The sequence below is a fragment of the Kriegella aquimaris genome, from assembly GCF_900103215.1.
Classification (GTDB): domain Bacteria; phylum Bacteroidota; class Bacteroidia; order Flavobacteriales; family Flavobacteriaceae; genus Kriegella; species Kriegella aquimaris.
The window spans coordinates 274,572-293,579 of sequence record NZ_FNGV01000004.1 but is presented as its reverse complement, the minus strand read 5'-3'; the positions used below and the strand labels follow the sequence as shown (position 1 = coordinate 293,579).

The following is a 19,008-nucleotide window of genomic DNA, read 5'->3' as shown; positions in this document are numbered from 1 at the left end:
CCAAAAAATCCATTCATGTACACCTTTTTAAGAGGCTTTATAGCGACAACTAAATAGCAATAAGACTAAGCAGAATTCAGAATAGGTCGTTACCAGGTCCTTTTAGTTTTGTAAATTAACTGCATCAACGCATGTTGAAACAGCAGTCAAAATCTGATGACAAAAAAAAGAGTACTATTAATCGGGTTTATCATTTTAAAATTTCTACTACAGTATATTTTAATAAGCCCTGAATACGATTTACAGCGAGATGAATACCTGCATCTTGACCTAGGTCATCATTTGGCTTGGGGATATCTATCTGTACCGCCCTTCACTGCTTGGATTTCAAAAATCATCTATCTTTTAGGGAATTCCGTTTTTTGGGTTAAATTCTTTCCTGCGCTCTTTGGTGCTTTGACAATTCTGGTCGTTTGGAAAGCAATTGAAGAACTAAAAGGAAATCTATTTGCATTGGTTTTAGGCGCAACTTGCATTTTATTTTCTGCTCTTTTAAGACTGAACACCTTATACCAGCCTAATTCTTTTGACGTTTTAAGTTGGGTCCTTTTTTATTTTATTATCATTAAATATTTCAATACTAAAAATTCAAAATGGCTTTTTGTAGCAGCATTCATTTTCGCTTTAGGGTTTCTAAACAAATACAATATCGTTTTTCTACTTTTAGGATTGATACCTGCAATTTTACTGACCGAACAGCGTGAAATTTTTGTTCAAAAGAAACTATACCTTGCGCTGCTTCTCGGATTATGTCTCATTGCCCCGAACCTAGTGTGGCAATACAACAATAATTTCCCTGTTATTCATCATTTAAATGAGCTAGCAAAAACACAATTGGTAAATGTTGACAAGTTTGATTTTTTAAAATCACAAGTATTTTTTTACATAGGTTCCTTATTTGTAATCATTTCGGCTTTATATGCGCTATTGTTTTACAAACCCTTTAAGGTGTATAGGACATTCTTCTATACCTTCTTTTTTACGCTAATCATTTTTATATATTTCAAAGCAAAAGACTACTACGCGATCGGCCTTCATCCTATTTATATCTCATTTGGTTCCGTTTTCATTGCCAATATTTTGAAAGACGGATGGAAAAAATATGTACAGCCCATAGCCATTGTAATCCCAGTACTATTTTTCATTCCGATGTATAACATAGCTTACCCAAATAAAAGTCCAGAATATATTATTGAGCATGCGAGCAAATATAAAAAGTTGGGAATGCTTCGTTGGGAAGATGGAAAAGATCACTTGCTGCCACAAGATTATGCAGATATGCTCGGTTGGAAAGAACTGGCGAAAAAAGTAGACGCTGTTTATAATATAATGCCCAACCCGGGTCAAACACTAATACTCTGTGACAATTACGGACAGGCCGGAGCAATAAATTATTATACAAAAGAACAGCTAAAGGCGGTGTCCTTTAATGCCGACTACATTAACTGGTTTAACTTTGACCGTCAATATCTAAATCTTATAAGGGTCAAAAATTATAAGGAAAAAGATGGTGAGCTAAAAGAAACTAGTCCCTATTTTGATTCCGCGGTTATAGCAGATTCTATAACAAATCAATTTTCGAGAGAATATAAAACTATGATTTTTGTTTTTACGGGTACTAAAGTTGATATTAATAAAAGAATAAAAAGTGAGATTGAAGAAGTAAAAAACGACCGTGAATAAGCATGTTTTAAACCGAAAATAGCCTCTTTTTACAAACTACTTTTTAAATTCATTTTGTGCAATCGCCCAAGGACAAAACAAGTGATAGAACCGACAAGAAAAATTTATCCCGACATAGCCCAAAGTTTTGGAATTACTGGAATAGTAATATTAGGTACGCTATTGTTTACTCCAGTGAATTTGATATTAAACAAGTTGATTGGTAAAGAAGCATCCATGCTCATTTATTACCTTTTGGCAATTGGGATACCCTTCTGGATCGTATATTTAATTAAAAAGAAAAAAACGGGTCACGATTCGTTCAATATAGTTATTGAAAATAAGCGGATAATTCCTTTCGTAATGGTAGGAACAATAGTTTTGCTTTTCGGAATTATATCGCCAATTGCAAATTTAATACCAATGCCAGAATGGGTTAAAAAAATGTTCATAGATTCTAGCTATACTGGTTTTTTTGCTTTTTTAGTAACGGGAATTGCTGCTCCAATTTTAGAGGAATTAATATTTAGAGGAATAATTTTGGATGGATTGTTGAAAAAATATGCTCCAACAAAATCTATCCTGATTTCTAGTTTGCTTTTCGGATTGGTGCACTTAAATCCGTGGCAATTTGTGTCTGCATTTATAATCGGGATTTTTTCAGGATGGGTTTATTACCGAACTAAAAGTTTATCTTTTTCGATTATAATACATGCAACATCTAATTTTTGCGGTTTTTTAATGCTTTACTTCATAAGTGTTGATTCACTTATGGATAATCCTGTGTTGGAAATATATGGTGGATTTCCAAATTTGATAATGACAATTATTGGATCCGTCTTTACTTTGGCGTTCTGCATTTACTCCCTAGGTAAGGAATTTGAAGTAAAAAAATGCAATGACTGCAGACAAAAACAGAAACCGTTACACAAGCAGTTTTTAACGGTTTTTTTACATAAATAGATAAAACCAATTTTGCTGCGTTACCTGAAAACCTCCCATATTATAGGCCCATTATAAGCAAGGCATCGGGACTTTTACTATCTTCGAAACCATGAATAAAATTGATATTCGTACCGTTGATGTCGTTCAATATATCAAACCATTACGCGAGGGAGGTTCGCTACCGGCTATCGTCAAGGCCGATGATGAGTTTCTCTATGTACTCAAATTTCGGGGAGCAGGGCAAGGCAAAAGAGCCTTGATTGCCGAACTTCTCGGGGGTGAGCTGGCACGGGCAATTGGTCTAAAAGTACCTGAAATCGTATTTATGAATCTAGATGATTCGTTCAGTAAGACCGAACCCGATGAAGAAATTCAAGACTTGCTTAAATTTAGTGTCGGCCTTAACTTGGGGCTACATTTTTTATCGGGCGCTATTGTTTATGATCCCTTGGTTTCGATAGCAGATGCCATGACGGCATCAAAAGTAGTGGTATTGGATAGCATGATCAGCAACATTGACCGAACTGCAAAAAACACCAATTTATTAAATTGGCATAACGAACTGTGGCTTATCGATCACGGGTCAAGCTTTTATTTTCATCATAACTGGGAAACCTGGCAAGCGCACCTCACCCGAACATTTCCTGCCATTAAAGACCATGTGCTTTTAGACCGTGCGGCCCATTTGACCGAGGCGGCACAGGAAATTCGGCAATCGTTGAACGAAGATCACATACGGGAAATCGTTTCGAAGATTCCTGATGATTGGTTATTTGATGAGTCCGTAGCTATGACACCCGATGAAATGCGGGCGGCGTACGTTGAATTTATACAGGTGCGACTTTCTAAGATAGATATACTGGTTAAAGAAGCGGAAGATGCAAGATAGATGTACCTATGAGTTTGCGATTATTAGAATCGTTCCCAAGGTAGAGCGGGAAGAGTTTATGAATGTCGGTGCCATACTCTTTTCTAAACGGAAAAAGTTTCTTGATATGAAATTTGAAATCAACCGAAATCGGCTTGAAGCCTTTTCAAATGAACTAGATATAGATGCCCTTACCGCATATTTGAAAGCTTGGAAGTTGATTTGTGACGGAGAACCTGAAGGAGGCGCTATCGGAAAGCTCGATTTGGCATCTAGATTCCGCTGGTTGACCGCGTCTAGAAGTACGATTATTCAGAGTTCGAAACCACACCCTGGGCTATGCCATGATCCCGAAAAGGAACTGGAAGACCTTTTTGAAAAATACGTATTGTAAGGTCAGATTTTTTATTTTTTAAACATTTTACAGCAGAAGCAAAACTGATGAATTGGATTATCTTAATTATTGCAGGCCTGTTCGAGGTCGCCTTTGCTTCCTGTCTCGGGAAAGCCAAAGAAGCCACAGGAAACGAAGTATATTGGTGGTACGGCGGATTTTTAGTTTGTTTGACCATAAGCATGCTATTGCTCATAAAGGCTACCCAAGAACTGCCGATAGGCACCGCTTATGCGGTTTGGACAGGCATTGGAGCGGTGGGCACCGTTTTAATGGGCATTTTTGTGTTTAAAGACCCAGCAAATTTTTGGCGAATTTTCTTTATGGTTACCCTTATCGGGTCCGTTATTGGTTTAAAAGTGGTGTCCCATTAAGAGTTAAAACAAACATAAAAAAAGTGTCTTTTTGTTTACTTATATTGGTTGACGTTCAAAATTGAAAAATGGAGGTCAAATTTGACGATGTTGTATGAGAAAATCCGGAAAACGAAAGGCTTTACTACTCTTTATCGAAATAGCATTTTTGACGCTTATTATTTCGCCGGCGGTATATTCCCAGAAGTTTGAAAGATTCTCCAATGAAGAAGGGTTTAACCAGAATACCATCTATACCATCGAACAAGACCAATATGGTTACTTATGGTATGGCACCCCTAACGGTCTGATACGATACGATGGCTATGAATTTAAAACCTATACAACGCAATCGGATACAGATGGGCATATTCTCAGCAATTACATTACACGGTTGTATAATGATAACAACGGCATACTGTGGATCGGCACCAATCTGGGACTAAATGTTTACATACCCTCCTTAGAAAAATTCTTTACCGTACCCTTACCGAATAAGTTACATATTAATACGATTGCTTCCGGACTAAAGGGGCAAATCTGGTTTTCGGGAAAAAATGAACTATACGTTTGCGAATTGAAAAACATAGATGATGGTATTTTCAATACTTCCGACAATCTCTTAAAATTATTGCCCGATTTCGGGAGTATAAATGATTTTAGTTTTAGGGATGATGGTTCGTTGCTAATGGCGACTTCCAAAGGTTTGAAGTTGCTAAAGCTAAGTACGACAGTTGCGAATGGCTTTGCAAATATTAAAACTTCTTTTGTTTTTGAATCTTTCGAAAACGAGATGGTCACTGAAATTTTGAAGAAAGAAAATATCTTTTGGATACGAACTGAAAGGGCCCTGAACAAGGCAACTTTTGAGGGGAATAAGGTGCACGTAATCGATACATTCAATAACCTAGGTAACCCTGAATCGCTCGATACTGAATTCGTAATCAATACACTTTTTGAAGATCATTCCGGTGCTGTATGGATCGGCACTAAAGACGACGGACTCTTTAAATACGAAGACGGTCATTTTAAACACTTTGCCTATGATCCGAAAAACAGTGCGGGTTTAAGTAGCAAACATATCAATGCCCTTTACGAAGACGATTTTGACGTGTTATGGATCGGTACGGCGCAAGCGGGGATTAATAAACTTGACTTGACGCAAAAGAAGTTTATCAGTTATTCCCATAACCCCTACGAAAAAAGCTCACTTTCCGATAATTTGCTAATGGCTATTCTTGAAGACAGTCATGGTAAATTATGGTTGTCAGGTTATAATAGGGCCTTGTTCAGAAGCACCGCCCCGGTAAATGATAGTACTGTAGATAAACTTGAGTTTGAAGATTTAGATGATAAGTTGTCGCTGGCAAATAACGACGTTGTTCGATCGATCTATGAGGATAAAAGAGGTTACGTGTGGATAGGTTCTGACTTAAAGTTAGTCGTTTTTAATCCGTCAAATAATCAATTCAAAGAGGTTGTTTTAGAACATAATGGGAACAAATCCGGGATAGAAAAAATTCGCAAGATTTACCAGATTGATGAAAATAGCATGCTTTTGGCCGGAACTCAAATCGCTGTTGTCACCGATCCCTGGCGTGCGATAGATAAGAGCAAAGTGCCCCGTTTAGAGCTAAGTTCCAGTTTAGATTTAAAGTCGGAAAATGTTCAGGCACTACTTGAAGTTGAACCGGGTTCGTTTTGGTTCGGTACGAACAAAGGTTTGATGCACGGTAATTTTGATGGTGAAAAGATTACCATTGATCAAAAAATTACTGATGAAAGCACCAATGAAATAAAGTTGACGTATCGTAATGTCTTTTCACTACTCGAAGACAATAACGGCGCCATCTGGGTGGGTACCTTTGGCGGCGGACTCAGTAAAATGTCTGTAAATGCTCAAGGAGTTCCCGTAAAAATGGAGCATTTTAGAAAGAACGATTTTTTACCCGACGATGCGATATATGGCATTTTACAAGAGGGCGAAGATTATCTTTGGATGAGTACCGATATGGGGTTGGTCAGGCTTTACCTCCCGGAGTACAACATTGATGTATTTGATGTTCGAGACGGCCTCCCTCAGAATAATTTTCGGCAAGGTGCTTATTTTAAAGGAAAATCAGGATATTTCTATTTCGGGGGATTGAATGGCCTGACCGTTTTCAATCCAGAAGACATTACATTGAACACCAAGCCTCCGGAGATTCTGATTACGGATTTACTGGTCGATAATAAATCGGTCCGAATTGGCGAAAAATTAAATAGCGGTGTTGTGCTCGCGAAGTCTATCTCCGAAACCGAAAGTATCGCGATAAGTCAAAAACAACAAATTATTGCTTTCAATTTGGCTGTAGAACATACTTCCACCCCTTCAAAAAATAAGTTGGCATATAAGCTCGAGGGTTTTAATGATACTTGGATTGAAGAAAACACGGGTAAAACAACGGTCACCTACACCAATCTCTCCGCAGGAAACTATATTTTTAAAATAAAGGCGGCCAACGGCGATGGCATCTGGAATACGAAGGCGAAGTTATTGCATGTTCAAATATTGCCGCCCTGGTATCAAACGTGGTGGAGTTATCTTTTGTTTACACTGCTTATCGTCGGTGCCGGAATAGGCGTAGTGGTCTATTTTACACAACATGAAAAATTAAAACAGCGGCTGAAATATGAGAAGCTGGACAAGGAAAGACAAGATACCATCAATCAGGGCAAGTTCCGGTATTTTACAAACTTGTCGCACGAATTTAGAACGCCCTTGACCTTGATAGCGGGACCTTTGGAGTATATGATTTCCCATAATTCCGATGCCGGAAATAACAAATATTTAGAAATAGTACGAAAGAATACCAAAAGACTGTTGAGTCTGGTAGATCAATTAATCACATTTCGCCAGGCAGAGCAAGGGCATCTTAATTTACATTTAAACAAAGATACCTTGGGCGGCTTTATGTACCCGACCACGGAAGGGTTCGAGAATTATGCCGTAGAAAAGGATATCAACTTCTACTATAAAGTAAGTACGCCCGATGAAGAAATTGTTATCGACGTAGAAAAAACGGAACGTATTATTTTCAATTTACTTTCCAATTCTTTTAAGAATACACCTCCAAAAGGCAGCATCAGTGTTGAATCTAGAATTACTTTTGATTCCGGTCAAAAAATGATTCATATCGACGTTATTGATAATGGAAAGGGTATTCCCAAGGAAGATTTAGAAAATATTTTCGAACGTTTTTATCAATTGGGAAACAAATCGCAAAGTACTAGCGGTGGGGGGATCGGCCTGTCTTTCTGTAAATCATTGGTTACCTTGTTGGGTGGGGAAATTTCGGCAACGAGTGACCCGGGGATTGAAACACGTTTTTCGGTGGCAATCCCTTCAAAGGCGATTACGGAATCTGGCAAGGATAGCATTAGTCGATCTGAGAAATCTTTTATAAAAGATTGGATTCCCTTGGCACCCGATATAATTCAGGACAATTTGATGACCGAAAAAAATGGTGCAACCAAAGAATACACCATTTTAATCGTGGAGAACGAAATAGATGTACAAACCTTTTTATTAAGTACGTTATCTCAAAAGTATAACATTGTAATAGCGAACAACGGGGTAGAAGGATTGGAGAAAATCGAACAACAAGAGCCCGATTTGGTTATCAGCGATGTTATGATGCCCGAAATGGATGGCTTTGAATTCTGTGAAAAGATAAAGTCAAGTGCCGAGCTCAGCCATATCTCGGTTTTGCTCTTAACGGCTTTAGGTGATAAAGATGATGTTATAAAAGGGCTTGAATTTGGCGCCGACGAATACATTAGCAAACCTTTTTCATTAAGGCATCTAGAGCTCCGAATAGAACGGCTTATTCAAAACAAAAAGAAATTACGACACTATTTTTCGAAAAATAGCGGACTTCCAAAAGGGGATCTTGAAATATCGACTAGAGATAAAGAATTTTTGAAAAATACGATAGAGGCTATTGAAAAGAATATTTCCGATTCTAATTTCGGTGTTGAAGAATTGGCTGCGGAAATCGGCTTGAGCACTTCCCATTTTTATAGACGCCTAAAGCAACTTACGGGGCAAGTTCCCAACGTATATTTAAGAAATTTTAGATTACAGCGGGCGGCTAAACTTTTAAGCGACAACGAAGGCTTTAATGTGGCTGAGGTAATGTATCAAATAGGGATAGAATCAAATTCTTATTTCTCTACATCCTTTAAAAAATTGCACGGTGTTTCCCCATCGGAGTTTAGCAAGAAAAAATAAATTTTCTTTTTTTTCATCGTGACGTGGGCCGACAGCCCTATTTTTCAATTTGATTTTTACTGGTTCTCTGTATAAATTTTTATCATCAATTAATATTGTCCCCGTGTGGTTTTATGGATTGTGTTGTGGTCTGGCATCTCCCATAAATTACCAAAGAACAAGATTGATTGAAATAAGCAAAAGTATGGTCGAAAAGAGAAAGCCGTTTCTTAATGCGGAAATTAGTTTTGGGATGCTACTCAATTTGACTAAAAAGCCTACGAAAAGAGTAAGGAATAAAAAGGGTAAAATTTCGATAAGTGAGTTACATAACAACGTTGCATCATAAAACAAATAAAAGGATTAGAACCTTTAAATCGCTTCTAATGTTTTTTTTAATATGCGGTCATGTTGTCGGTCAAACGAGTGTTACAAATCGTTCCTTAACCGATTTTCAGAAAGACAGCGGACCGCTGTGGGTTAAAAGCGAACTTGTCAAAAGTGGGGTCTTCAATACTCCGGATTTCAAATTCACCGATGGTTTCGATGAACATAAACAGTTTTCAAATATCAAAGGCTTGTTCTTTAAGGGACTGCCCTTTAAAGGAAAGGGGACAAAAGTATTTTGTTGGTACGGCATACCTGAAAATCTTTCAAAAGGAGATAAAAGGCCTGCCGTGGTTTTGGTTCATGGGGGTGGCGGTACGGTGTTCCCCGAATGGGTAAAAGAGTGGACAGATAGCGGGTATATTGCCATTTCAGTAGCATTGGAAGGGCAGATTCCCGGACATAGGGTTGAAAATAATCAAGGAGAAAAACTGTGGCCAACCTTTGAATATTCCGGACCAAGAAGAATAGGCTTTTTCGAAGATGTTGTTACTGAAAAATTACAGGATCAATGGTTTTATCATGCCGTTGCAGATGTTGTGATGGCCGTTAGTTTGCTAAAGAGCTTTCCTGAGGTAGATACTACCAAAATAGGCGTCACTGGTATTTCTTGGGGGGGAATACTTACCAATGTTATAACCGGGGTCGATAATCGTTTTGCATTTGCCATACCCGTATATGGTTGTGGTTTTTTACAAGAAACGCCTCATTACAGCGATATGCTCGGAAAGCTAACTAATGAGCAACAGGCATTTTACTTAACCAATTGGGAACCTTCCTTATTTGTGCCCTTACAAAAACAGCCCACACTTTTTGTAAACGGCACAAACGATTTTCACTTTACGATGAACAGCTTCACTAAAACGTTCGAAGCATCCCCCAATGAGAAATATCTTTATGTCGAGCATAATATGAAACACGGGCACCAAGCGGGGTGGGCTCCTAAAACCATTTATGCTTTTGCCGATTATATAACAAAACAGGGTGACGCACCCATTATGCCACGGTTTAAAGCATTAAGTAAGAAAAATGAATTACGGTATACGTACAAAGGGAAAGTAAAGAAGGCTTTTCTTTATTACACAACCGATACGGCAGATTGGGGCAGGGATAATTACATATGGGGACAAGCCACAGCAAAGTTTTCCGATGCTAATAAAACAATTTCGGCAAGTTTGCCCGAAGATGCAGTGGCCTATTTTATAAATACAGTCGACTCCGAGGGTATGATGTATTGTTCACCCATGCGATTTGTCGCGAAGGATAGCGGCATACAACTTCACAAGAAAAAAAATGATAGACCCGATTAAATAATAATGATAAATCTATAATCAAAAGGGAATAATGAATTTGAAAAATAGTAAAAAGCATCTCGTAATGCTATTGGGAGCATTGGTATTGCAAAGTGGTTTCTTGTTGGCACAAGAGAAGAAAAAAGGAAAGGGAATGGATGAGATGTGGGGTGAACAAAGCAGTCTTGGCACTGATGCGCCCATTTCTCGAACCGCTCTATTTGATGAAGGTAACTATGCCATGTTCATTCATTGGGGGCTTTATTCCAACATTGCCAACAAATGGAAAGATAGTACCTATTATGGCATTAGCGAATGGATTATGAATCCGCGTAGGGCAAATATTCCAGTGGAGGAATATAAGGCCGAAGCAAAAAACTTCAATCCGGTAAATTTCGATGCCAAGGCCATAGCCCAACTTGCTAAAGATGCGGGCATGAAATACATTGTGATTACAAGCAAACACCACGATGGTTTTGCTATGTATGATTCTAAGAGCAATGATTTTAATATTGTGAAGGCCACACCTTTCGCCAGAGACCCCATGAAAGAGTTGGCAAAAGCATGTAAAGAATTGGGCCTGGGTTTTGGGTTTTATTACTCGCACAATCAAGATTGGACGTTTCCGGGAGGAAATGGAGGTCCTAAAGTCAATGAAAAAGGGAAAGAAGTGGGGTTCGATTACTACTTCAAGAACAAATGCCTTCCGCAGGTAAAGGAAATTTTAACGGAATATGGTGATATCGCCATGGTCTGGTTCGATACCCCCGGGGATATGGAAAAAAAATACGTGGAAGAATTGGTGCAAGTAGTTCGAAAACACCAGCCAAATACAATGATTTCAGGGCGTGCCGGTCACGGATTGGGCGATTATAAATCTTTGGGCGATATGAATATTCCCATTAAAAATATTGGCGGACTTTGGGAAACCGTTGATGTGACCAACGATTCTTGGGGTTATGCCTGGTATGATGAAAACTGGAAAAGTCCGAAACGTATTTTGAAAAGTATAATTTCAACGGTAGCTCGAGGGGGCACATATATGTTAAATGTTGGTCCGGCACCAGATGGTACCATCCCGATAGAAGCGCAAGAATCTTTAAGAGCTTCTGGAGAGTGGATCGGTACATATCCGCAAGTCATTTATAAGGCTGGCGCTTCGCCATGGGGCCATGCCTTGCCGTGGGGTGATGTAACGGTGTCATCCGATGGCAAATTAAATCTCTGTGTTTATAAGTGGCCATTAGATGGTAAATTGTGGCTGCCAGGGTTAAAAAATAATATTCAGTCGGTAAATCTCTTGGGTGAAGAAAAGCTTTTGCCATTGGAAACGGAAAAAAATGGGGATTGGGTGAGCATAACACTTCCTATAGAACGTCCGGAGAAAACGGTTTCGGTCATAGAAGTCGCGCTCGTTGGAAAACCACACGTTGCTGTTTCGAATAGTATTGACCCGGTATTTGCTACAGTACTTCCGGTAGATTTTGCCACGGCAAAGGGTGCTAAGATTATGGAAAAAAAGTGGATGGAGAAATTTGGGGAATGGAAACATATTGAACAGGCCCAAGATTGGGAAGACGAGGGCAACGTGACTTGGGTAATAGAAGTAATGGAACCCGGCTATTACCAAACGGAACTCAATTATGCCGGAGAAGGCCGTCTGGTCTGGAATATTACTTCGGATGAAGGAGTTGTTGTTCAGAACCAGCAGAATTCATCTGCGGTATATAGTTATTACGAAATGGGGTTGTTGAAATTTGAAAAGCCTGGAAAACATACAATTACAGTTTCTTTGGTAGATGGAAATAGGAAAGGTGCCAGTCTCAAAGAAATACGATTGACCCCAGAAGAAAGCATGGAATAAGTTGTCGTGGAAGTTAATTCGTAAAAGTTCGTACGTTTGAGCAGTAAAAATGCCTGAGGAAACCCAAAAAACATTTCTAAATTGCAGCAGCGTTAAGGGAAATGTGATAAATTTTTGGAAACAACTTTGCTGTTCTTGATATAGGAAGGCATTACAAAAGTAAAATCACATCTACGACAATGGAGTCCTAATCCAAATCACGCTCGATATATAAATGACACTACCAACAATGATGAAAAACACCTCAATTACAACACTATTTGTTTTTCTGCTTTTCAATATAGCAATTGCGTATTCCCAAGAATTAAGGCCCTCTAATTTATTTTGCGATAATATGGTATTGCAGCATGGAGTCTCCGTCCCTGTATGGGGAACTGCAAAGCCAAATGAAAAAATTACGGTAAAATTTGCCAATCAACGTACCACGACAAAAAGTGGAAAAGATGGAAGGTGGATGGTGAAGTTGGCGCCATTGCAAGCGTCAAAAACACCTCGGGAAATGATTATTAGCGGAAATACCGAAATAGTCTTGTCCAATGTTGTCGTCGGGGAAGTTTGGATATGTTCAGGACAATCGAATATGCAATTTTCTGCAGCTAATGTTCCCGAATTAAAAGCATTGTTGCCCACTGCAGAAAACATAAGAAGTTTTGAGGTGAAGCGAACCGTTTCCTTTAAAGAAGAAGAGGATGTTAGCGGTAATTGGGCGGTTATTCCCCCCAGTAGTGCTGTCGCATTTGGTTTTGCATACTTTCTTGAAAAAGCCGAAGAAATTCCGATTGGAATAATCCATGCTTCTTGGGGCAGTTCATCGATTGAAGCGTGGATGCCTCGAGATATGGCCAAGGAATTTTCGTATTTCAAGGATATTATGGAAGCTTTAGATGCCGATACGTCGACCCGGGATAGGATCAGCGCCTCGCTCGATTCTCCTGAAGGTTGGTCGAATAAAGAGGATATATTTATGCGGCGACAACCCAACATTTTGTATAATGCGATGATAAAGCCCTTGGCTCCATATGCCTGTAGCGGTTTGATTTGGTATCAAGGGGAGCGTAATACCCGTTACATTTCCGGTGTACCCGAGGTGAGCGAAGCGAATTGGTATCATAGGGTCATAGGGATTAATGAATATGGAGATGTGCTGAAATCATGGGTCAAACGTTATAGAAAAGAATGGAAAAACAACAAAATGCACTTCGCAATTGTCATGCTTCCGGGTTATGGAAAGGGAACAAGCAATAATCCGGATATCGACCCACAAAGTCCTACAGCCTTGTCATGGGCATGGATGCGCGAATCGCAATTAAAGGTGTTAGATCTTCCTTATACCAGTGTTGCCAATACGATCGATTTGGGTGATGTAACGAATATTCACCCGAAGGATAAGCTTCCTGTTGGCCAGAGACTCGCACTTCTCGCGGAAAAATATGTGCTGAATAAAGATGTTGTTGCCGAAGGGCCAGTTTTAAAGGAAGTAAAAACTCAAAATAATGCATTGATTATCCATTTTAACAATGCCAAAGGTTTAAAAACTATTGACGGAAATGCGCCTTCAGGATTCTGGATTTGCGATGAATCGTTGCAATGGAAAGTTGCCGAAGCGAAACTAGAAGGTGAATCCGTTGTCATTTCCAATGATAAAATAAGTAGGCCGCGCTACGTGCGCTACGCTTTTGCCGGAAAACCTAATGTGAATTTGGTCAATGGCTCGAATTTGCCCGCATATCCTTTTCGAACGGATAAGGAGATTCCTACCGAGGAATAAATTTCGAATGAAATTTGGGTTGTAGTGCTGAATCTATTGAAGTTGTTTTTTTAAAGCTTGTTTATAAAAGTTAAATGTGTTGCTACTATTTCAATAGGAATAGGGAAATTAAATCCAATTAGGAATTCAAAATATGGGCAAAGACATGATGTATATTTCCAAGAAGTATTGGGTTGTGTTGCTGTTAGCATTGATATCCCTGCAAGCGCAGAGCCAAGATAGTCCAGACCCTTACGCAGAGACAGGAAACAATGCTATTAAAAGGGTTGTTGACCCCATCGTTATCAATAGCAAAGAGGTTAATGTGCTTTCGGGAGGTCTCGCGGAAAAAAGTGCGAATCTAAAAACTACGGTTCTAAATTTTATGTTCCAATGGATAGAGTCCGAGGCACCAGGTCCGTATATCATAAAATGGAATTTAAAAGCCTCTAAAGTTGAAAACTTTGAAGTTGTTGCTCGAGTACTAGGTGAAGATGTAAATGGGGTACTATCCTGCAATGGGAAAAGTTATGATTTTGCAAGCAATGAAAAAGAATGGTCCGAAGTTAACCTGGGCACCGTTGAGTTAAGAAAAGGCCTGAATACTTTGCAGTTGGAAATTAAATCGGATCAAAAGTTTAATCTATCCGCTTTAAAATTAATTGAACCATCTTATAGCGCTAAAATAGACGAAGAAGCGCTAAAAATCAGACAAAAAGCAAACTGGTTCAAAGATGCCGGTTACGGATTGATGTTTCAATGGACCAATCGTGCAACACCGGAAAAAGGAGATACGGTCAAGCCTTGGGATAAAAAAATCAATGATTTTGATGTCGATAAATTTGTCAATATGGTGGAAGAATCCGGAGCTGCATATGTCATTTGGTCAATGACTTGGGGGCAACAGTATATTTCTGCACCTATTAAATCACTTGATAAAATAATTAAAGGCCGAACTACAAAACGGGATTTACTCGGAGAAATGGCTAATCGGCTCTATGAAAAAGGAATCAAACTTATATTCTATTATCACTACGGCTACGATTGCTACCATTCGAAAGATTCAACTTGGTTACAGGCTGCAGGCGGATATAAGGCCGATAAAACGGAATTGTACCAAAATATTAATAATATTTTGACCGAGGTCGGTAATCGCTATGGGGAAAAATTGAACGGGTGGTTTTTTGATGGGGCGCAGCGCTATTATGACACGCACTTTGATGGTACATCTGGCGGCATTTCGACCGCCAATTTTAGAAAAATAAGTCAAGCGGCAAAAAAGGGCAACCCACAACGTATGGTTACCTATAATTCATGGATTTTGCCAAGAGTAACAGAATACCAAGATTATTACGCCGGTGAGGGCTTAAAACAATTTACGGGACTTGAGGATGGAGTATTCCCAGAAGGAAATTACAAAGGATTACAGGCGCATACCTGTTTCACACTTGAGAAAAAATGGGGACATATTGATAAGAATACGACGATTGCACCCCCAGAATATTCGGCTGAAGAGCTTGTTGAAAGAATTAGGCACGCACGAAAAAATCGATATCCACTTTCCATAAATCTTGAAATGTATGAAGACGGTTCGGTATCACCAAAGTCGCTCGAGGTATTACGAAAGGTTCGTGGGGCCATACGTTTAAAATAGAGGTTTGGAAAACTAATTAAAGAAGAGATGATGCATTTATTAAGACAGAGATTGGCAGTTTTGGTGTTATTGGTTGCTATAGCCGCAGGTGCCCAGAGCATTGAAAAACCGAATATAATCATCATTTATACCGACGACCAAGGTTATGGTGATGTGGGGGCACTCAACCCTGATGCCAAGTTTAGAACACCCCATATGGATAAATTGGCCAACGAAGGTATCACCTTTACGGATGGGCATAGCAGTGATGCCGTGTGTAGTCCCTCCAGATATTCTTTGTTAACTGGGCGTTACAGTTGGCGAACCTCTTTGAAAAAAGGAGTTTTGGGGGCCGATGGTCCCTGTTTGATCGAGAAGGATAGGATGACGATTGCATCCTTGCTAAAGGATAATGGTTACAGCACAGCTATGATAGGAAAATGGCATCTTCAAATGGAATTTGAGGGAAGTCTTGGTAAAGACCGTGACTGGTCAATGCCCTTTGTTGACGGCCCCATTGAGAAAGGGTTTGACTATTTTTTCGGCATTCCTGCCTCCATGAATTATGGTATTTTAACTTATTTAGAAAATGATACGGTATTGGATCCCCCAGTATTTTGGACTAAAAAGAAAGAGGACCGTAATCCCAGAACATTTAGCGACACAATTACGCCAAAGGGGTATAGAATGACACCTCCCTATGAGAATGAACCTAAAAATGGTTCAAATGGATGGGTCGAGGTAGCGGCATCATTTAACGATGAGTTGGTGCTAGAGACATTTGCCAACAAAGCAGTGGAGTATATTAACGCATCGGCGGAGGACGCTAAAAAAGGAAAACCATTTTTTTTATACTTCCCATTGACTAGTCCGCATTTACCGCATTGCACTCATCCTGATTTTCAAGGGCGTAGTAACTGTGGTAATTATGGTGATTTTATGGAGGAAACCGACTTTAGGGTGGGGCAGGTATTAGATGCTTTGAAGGCCAATGATATCGAAGACAATACTTTGGTGATTTTTTCTTCGGATAATGGTGCTGAAACGAACTACGTTTATCAACGGGAGGAACATGGACATTTTAGTAGTCTAAATTTTAAGGGTGGCAAACGTGATATTTACGAAGGAGGGCATCGTGTGCCCTTTATGCTGCGTTGGCCAAGTGTTATCAAAGCAGGAAAAATAGTAGATGTGCCAGTCTGCCAGACCGATTATCTGGCAACCATTGCCGATATCGTTGGAGCAAAGCTTCCGGATAATGCAGGTGAGGACAGTTACAGTCTATTGCCCATTTTAAAAGGAGAAAGTTATGATAAATCGGTAAGGGGGCCAGTAATCCACCATGCCGTATCGGGCCATTTTGCAATTCGTGAGGGAAAATGGAAATTGAATATGTTTCGTGGTTCAGGTGGTTCTTTAGAGCCTAGAATCATTCAACCTGAAGAGGGTGAAGCAATCTTTGAACTTTACAATATGGAACAAGATCCGGGTGAAACTACAAACCTTTATTTCGAGCATCCTGATGAAGTGAGAAGGCTTACTAAAAAGATAACCCAAATCATTAAAGAAGGCAGAACTACATCCGGTAAACCGCAAGCGTACGTCAAAACGAATTGGGTGATGCCCGAATGGTTTAAATCATAGTTGAAAACCCCTTTGAGTGCCTCTATTGCCCAAATTCTTCAATATTGGGCGAAATAAGCAAAAAAAAGATCGAACAGAGAAATACGTTTTTGGGCTTGGTCTGTAGGTTTGTCCAATAACAGTTTGTCGATTAGTTGAATAAAGCTCGGGTCTAGGCCTATATCAATTTCGGCTTTCCAAACAGATACCATAAAACAAGAGTAAAAAATGAAGATAGGAACAAAAATCCTGATCTTTAGCACCTTGGTAATCCTATCGTGTGGGGGTAAACAAGAGGCTAAGAAAGAAGTAACTACCAATCAAGATAACCGACCTAATATCATATTCATTTTTGCAGATGATTGGGGGTATGGAGATTTGGGGATTCACGGCAGTACTTTCTGTAAAACTCCCAACCTTGATAAAATGGCCGCCGAGGGTATCGATTTTCAGAACTTCTCCGTGGTCAATCCGGTTTGTTCTCCGAGCAGGGTCGCGGTAATGACTGGGCAGTATCCGGCACGTCAAAGTGTCCATGGGCATTTTGCTTCCGTCGAATCACATATGAAAAGGGGTATGCCAGATTGGTTGAACCCCAAAGCCCCATTGCTCCCTAGAATGTTAAAGCAAGCGGGCTATGCCACTGCACATTACGGCAAATGGCATCTTTCGAATACTCATGTTAAAGATGGGCCCACTCCCTTGGAATATGGATACGATGAGTACGGCGCATTTAATTTACCAAGTAAATTACATCAGATGCAGGCAGATTCTACCCTATATAAAACGATTGATTTTGTAAAACGGAACAAGGATAAACCGTTTTTTATCAATGCTTGGATTCATGCGACGCATACCCCATTTTACCCAAAGGAAGAGTATATGAAACAATTTGCTCATTTAGACGAGCAACAACAGGTTTATGCGGCTACTGTAGCGGAATATGATGCCCGCATCGGAATCTTGTTCGAAACCTTAAAAGCCTTGGGTATCGATGAAAATACCCTAGTGGTTTTCTCCTCCGACAATGGACCTGAAATAACAGGGAAGAAGAAAAAAACAGAAGATAATTCTACTGGTCCTGGTCTAGGAACTTACTATTCCGTAGGTGAAACAGGCGGCCTCAAAGGGCGTAAACGCTCTCTTTTCGCAGGTGGTGTTCGCATACCATTTTTAGTTCGATGGCCCGGTAAGGTGCTTGCTGGAGCGGTCGATAAGACGACGGAATTGGCCACCGTAGATTTGCTGCCGACATTTTTAGAATTGGCAAAAGCGACGTATCCCGAGAACTACGAGCCTGACGGAGTGAGTATTGTATCCGCCTTTATGGGAAAAACCTTTAAGCGAGAAAAGCCCATTTTTTGGGACTGGCGTTTTTCAAATGATCGCCCTGATTTTTGGCCAAGTGCCGCCGTTCAAGAAGACAATTGGAAGCTATTGACCAATAATAAATTAGGAAGAACTGAACTCTATAATGTCGGTTCAGATTGGGCGGAACAGAAGAATGTGTCGGCTGAAAACCCCGAGAAACTTCAAAAATTAATGGATAAGCTTAAAGCCTTTGAAGCGACGTTGCCTGAAAATCCATCGGAAGATTGCTTTTCAAAAGAGAGGAAAGACCTGAAATAATAAATCAGGAGTAAAAAGTTCATTGTTCATTTTTAATTTGAGCAATCGGATTTAAGCCAAAGAATCGAAACTTCCTTTGCTGAACAGGTTTTGTGTTGACAATGGATCGCCATGCTAATTTTTTAGGGGTGTGGCATTATCATCCTGAATTTGGGTTGGCAGTAATTCTTCAGAGCTGAGGGCCACGTTTTATCGCCGATAGCATAGAAAAGTTTAAAGAAGGTGAGGTGGTACTTATCGAACAAAAAGCTCCACACATGTGGTTGAAAGATGTGGTATATTTTCAGGATGATGCAAATCTAGAGGCTGAAGTATTTACGATGATATGATTTAAGTACAGATACCAATGATAGTGTGAG

12 protein-coding genes are annotated in these 19,008 nt (G+C 39.7%); all 12 read left to right on the top strand.

The features are described from left to right. Window positions 1-156: 156 nt before the first annotated feature. The 12 genes from BLS33_RS11305 to BLS33_RS11250 all read left to right on the top strand — a co-directional run bounded on the left by BLS33_RS11305 (window position 157) and on the right by BLS33_RS11250 (window position 18,649). A complete protein-coding gene (locus tag BLS33_RS11305; protein ID WP_089888696.1) occupies window positions 157-1,683 on the top strand; it encodes an ArnT family glycosyltransferase in 1,527 nt (508 codons plus the stop codon). Window positions 1,684-1,764: 81 nt separating this feature from the next. Beyond that, the gene (locus tag BLS33_RS11300) at window positions 1,765-2,625 is read left to right on the top strand and encodes a CPBP family intramembrane glutamic endopeptidase (RefSeq protein ID WP_089888694.1); all 861 of its coding nucleotides are present in this window, start codon (window positions 1,765-1,767) and stop codon (window positions 2,623-2,625) included. A gap of 91 nt (window positions 2,626-2,716) precedes the next feature. Beyond that, a complete protein-coding gene (locus BLS33_RS11295) occupies window positions 2,717-3,496 on the top strand; it encodes a HipA family kinase (RefSeq protein WP_089888691.1) in 780 nt (259 codons plus the stop codon). Then, window positions 3,486-3,869, top strand: coding sequence for a DUF3037 domain-containing protein (locus BLS33_RS11290; protein WP_089888689.1), 384 nt, complete (start codon window positions 3,486-3,488; stop codon window positions 3,867-3,869). Before BLS33_RS11295 ends, BLS33_RS11290 begins: the two co-directional genes overlap by 11 nt. 47 nt (window positions 3,870-3,916) lie before the next feature. Further along, window positions 3,917-4,243: a DMT family transporter gene (locus BLS33_RS11285; protein WP_089888687.1), complete on the top strand. Its 327-nt coding sequence runs from the start codon at window positions 3,917-3,919 to the stop codon at window positions 4,241-4,243. A gap of 94 nt (window positions 4,244-4,337) precedes the next feature. Continuing rightward, entirely contained in the window at window positions 4,338-8,495 is a 4,158-nt protein-coding gene (locus tag BLS33_RS11280) for a hybrid sensor histidine kinase/response regulator transcription factor (RefSeq protein ID WP_089888684.1), read from the top strand. A gap of 365 nt (window positions 8,496-8,860) precedes the next feature. Then, window positions 8,861-10,171, top strand: coding sequence for an alpha/beta hydrolase family protein (locus BLS33_RS11275; RefSeq protein WP_089888682.1), 1,311 nt, complete (start codon window positions 8,861-8,863; stop codon window positions 10,169-10,171). 34 nt (window positions 10,172-10,205) lie between these two features. Then, window positions 10,206-12,017, top strand: coding sequence for an alpha-L-fucosidase (locus tag BLS33_RS11270; protein ID WP_089888680.1), 1,812 nt, complete (start codon window positions 10,206-10,208; stop codon window positions 12,015-12,017). 214 nt (window positions 12,018-12,231) lie between these two features. Beyond that, entirely contained in the window at window positions 12,232-13,785 is a 1,554-nt protein-coding gene (locus BLS33_RS11265) for a sialate O-acetylesterase (protein WP_218129553.1), read from the top strand. 133 nt (window positions 13,786-13,918) lie between these two features. Next, window positions 13,919-15,418 carry an alpha-L-fucosidase gene (locus tag BLS33_RS11260; RefSeq protein WP_089888675.1) on the top strand — a complete coding sequence of 500 codons (1,500 nt, stop codon included), beginning with the start codon at window positions 13,919-13,921 and terminating at the stop codon, window positions 15,416-15,418. 27 nt (window positions 15,419-15,445) lie between these two features. Then, entirely contained in the window at window positions 15,446-17,041 is a 1,596-nt protein-coding gene (locus BLS33_RS11255) for a sulfatase family protein (protein WP_089888673.1), read from the top strand. A 207-nt stretch (window positions 17,042-17,248) separates the two neighbouring features. After that, window positions 17,249-18,649, top strand: coding sequence for a sulfatase-like hydrolase/transferase (locus BLS33_RS11250; protein ID WP_089888671.1), 1,401 nt, complete (start codon window positions 17,249-17,251; stop codon window positions 18,647-18,649). Window positions 18,650-19,008: the final 359 nt, after the last annotated feature.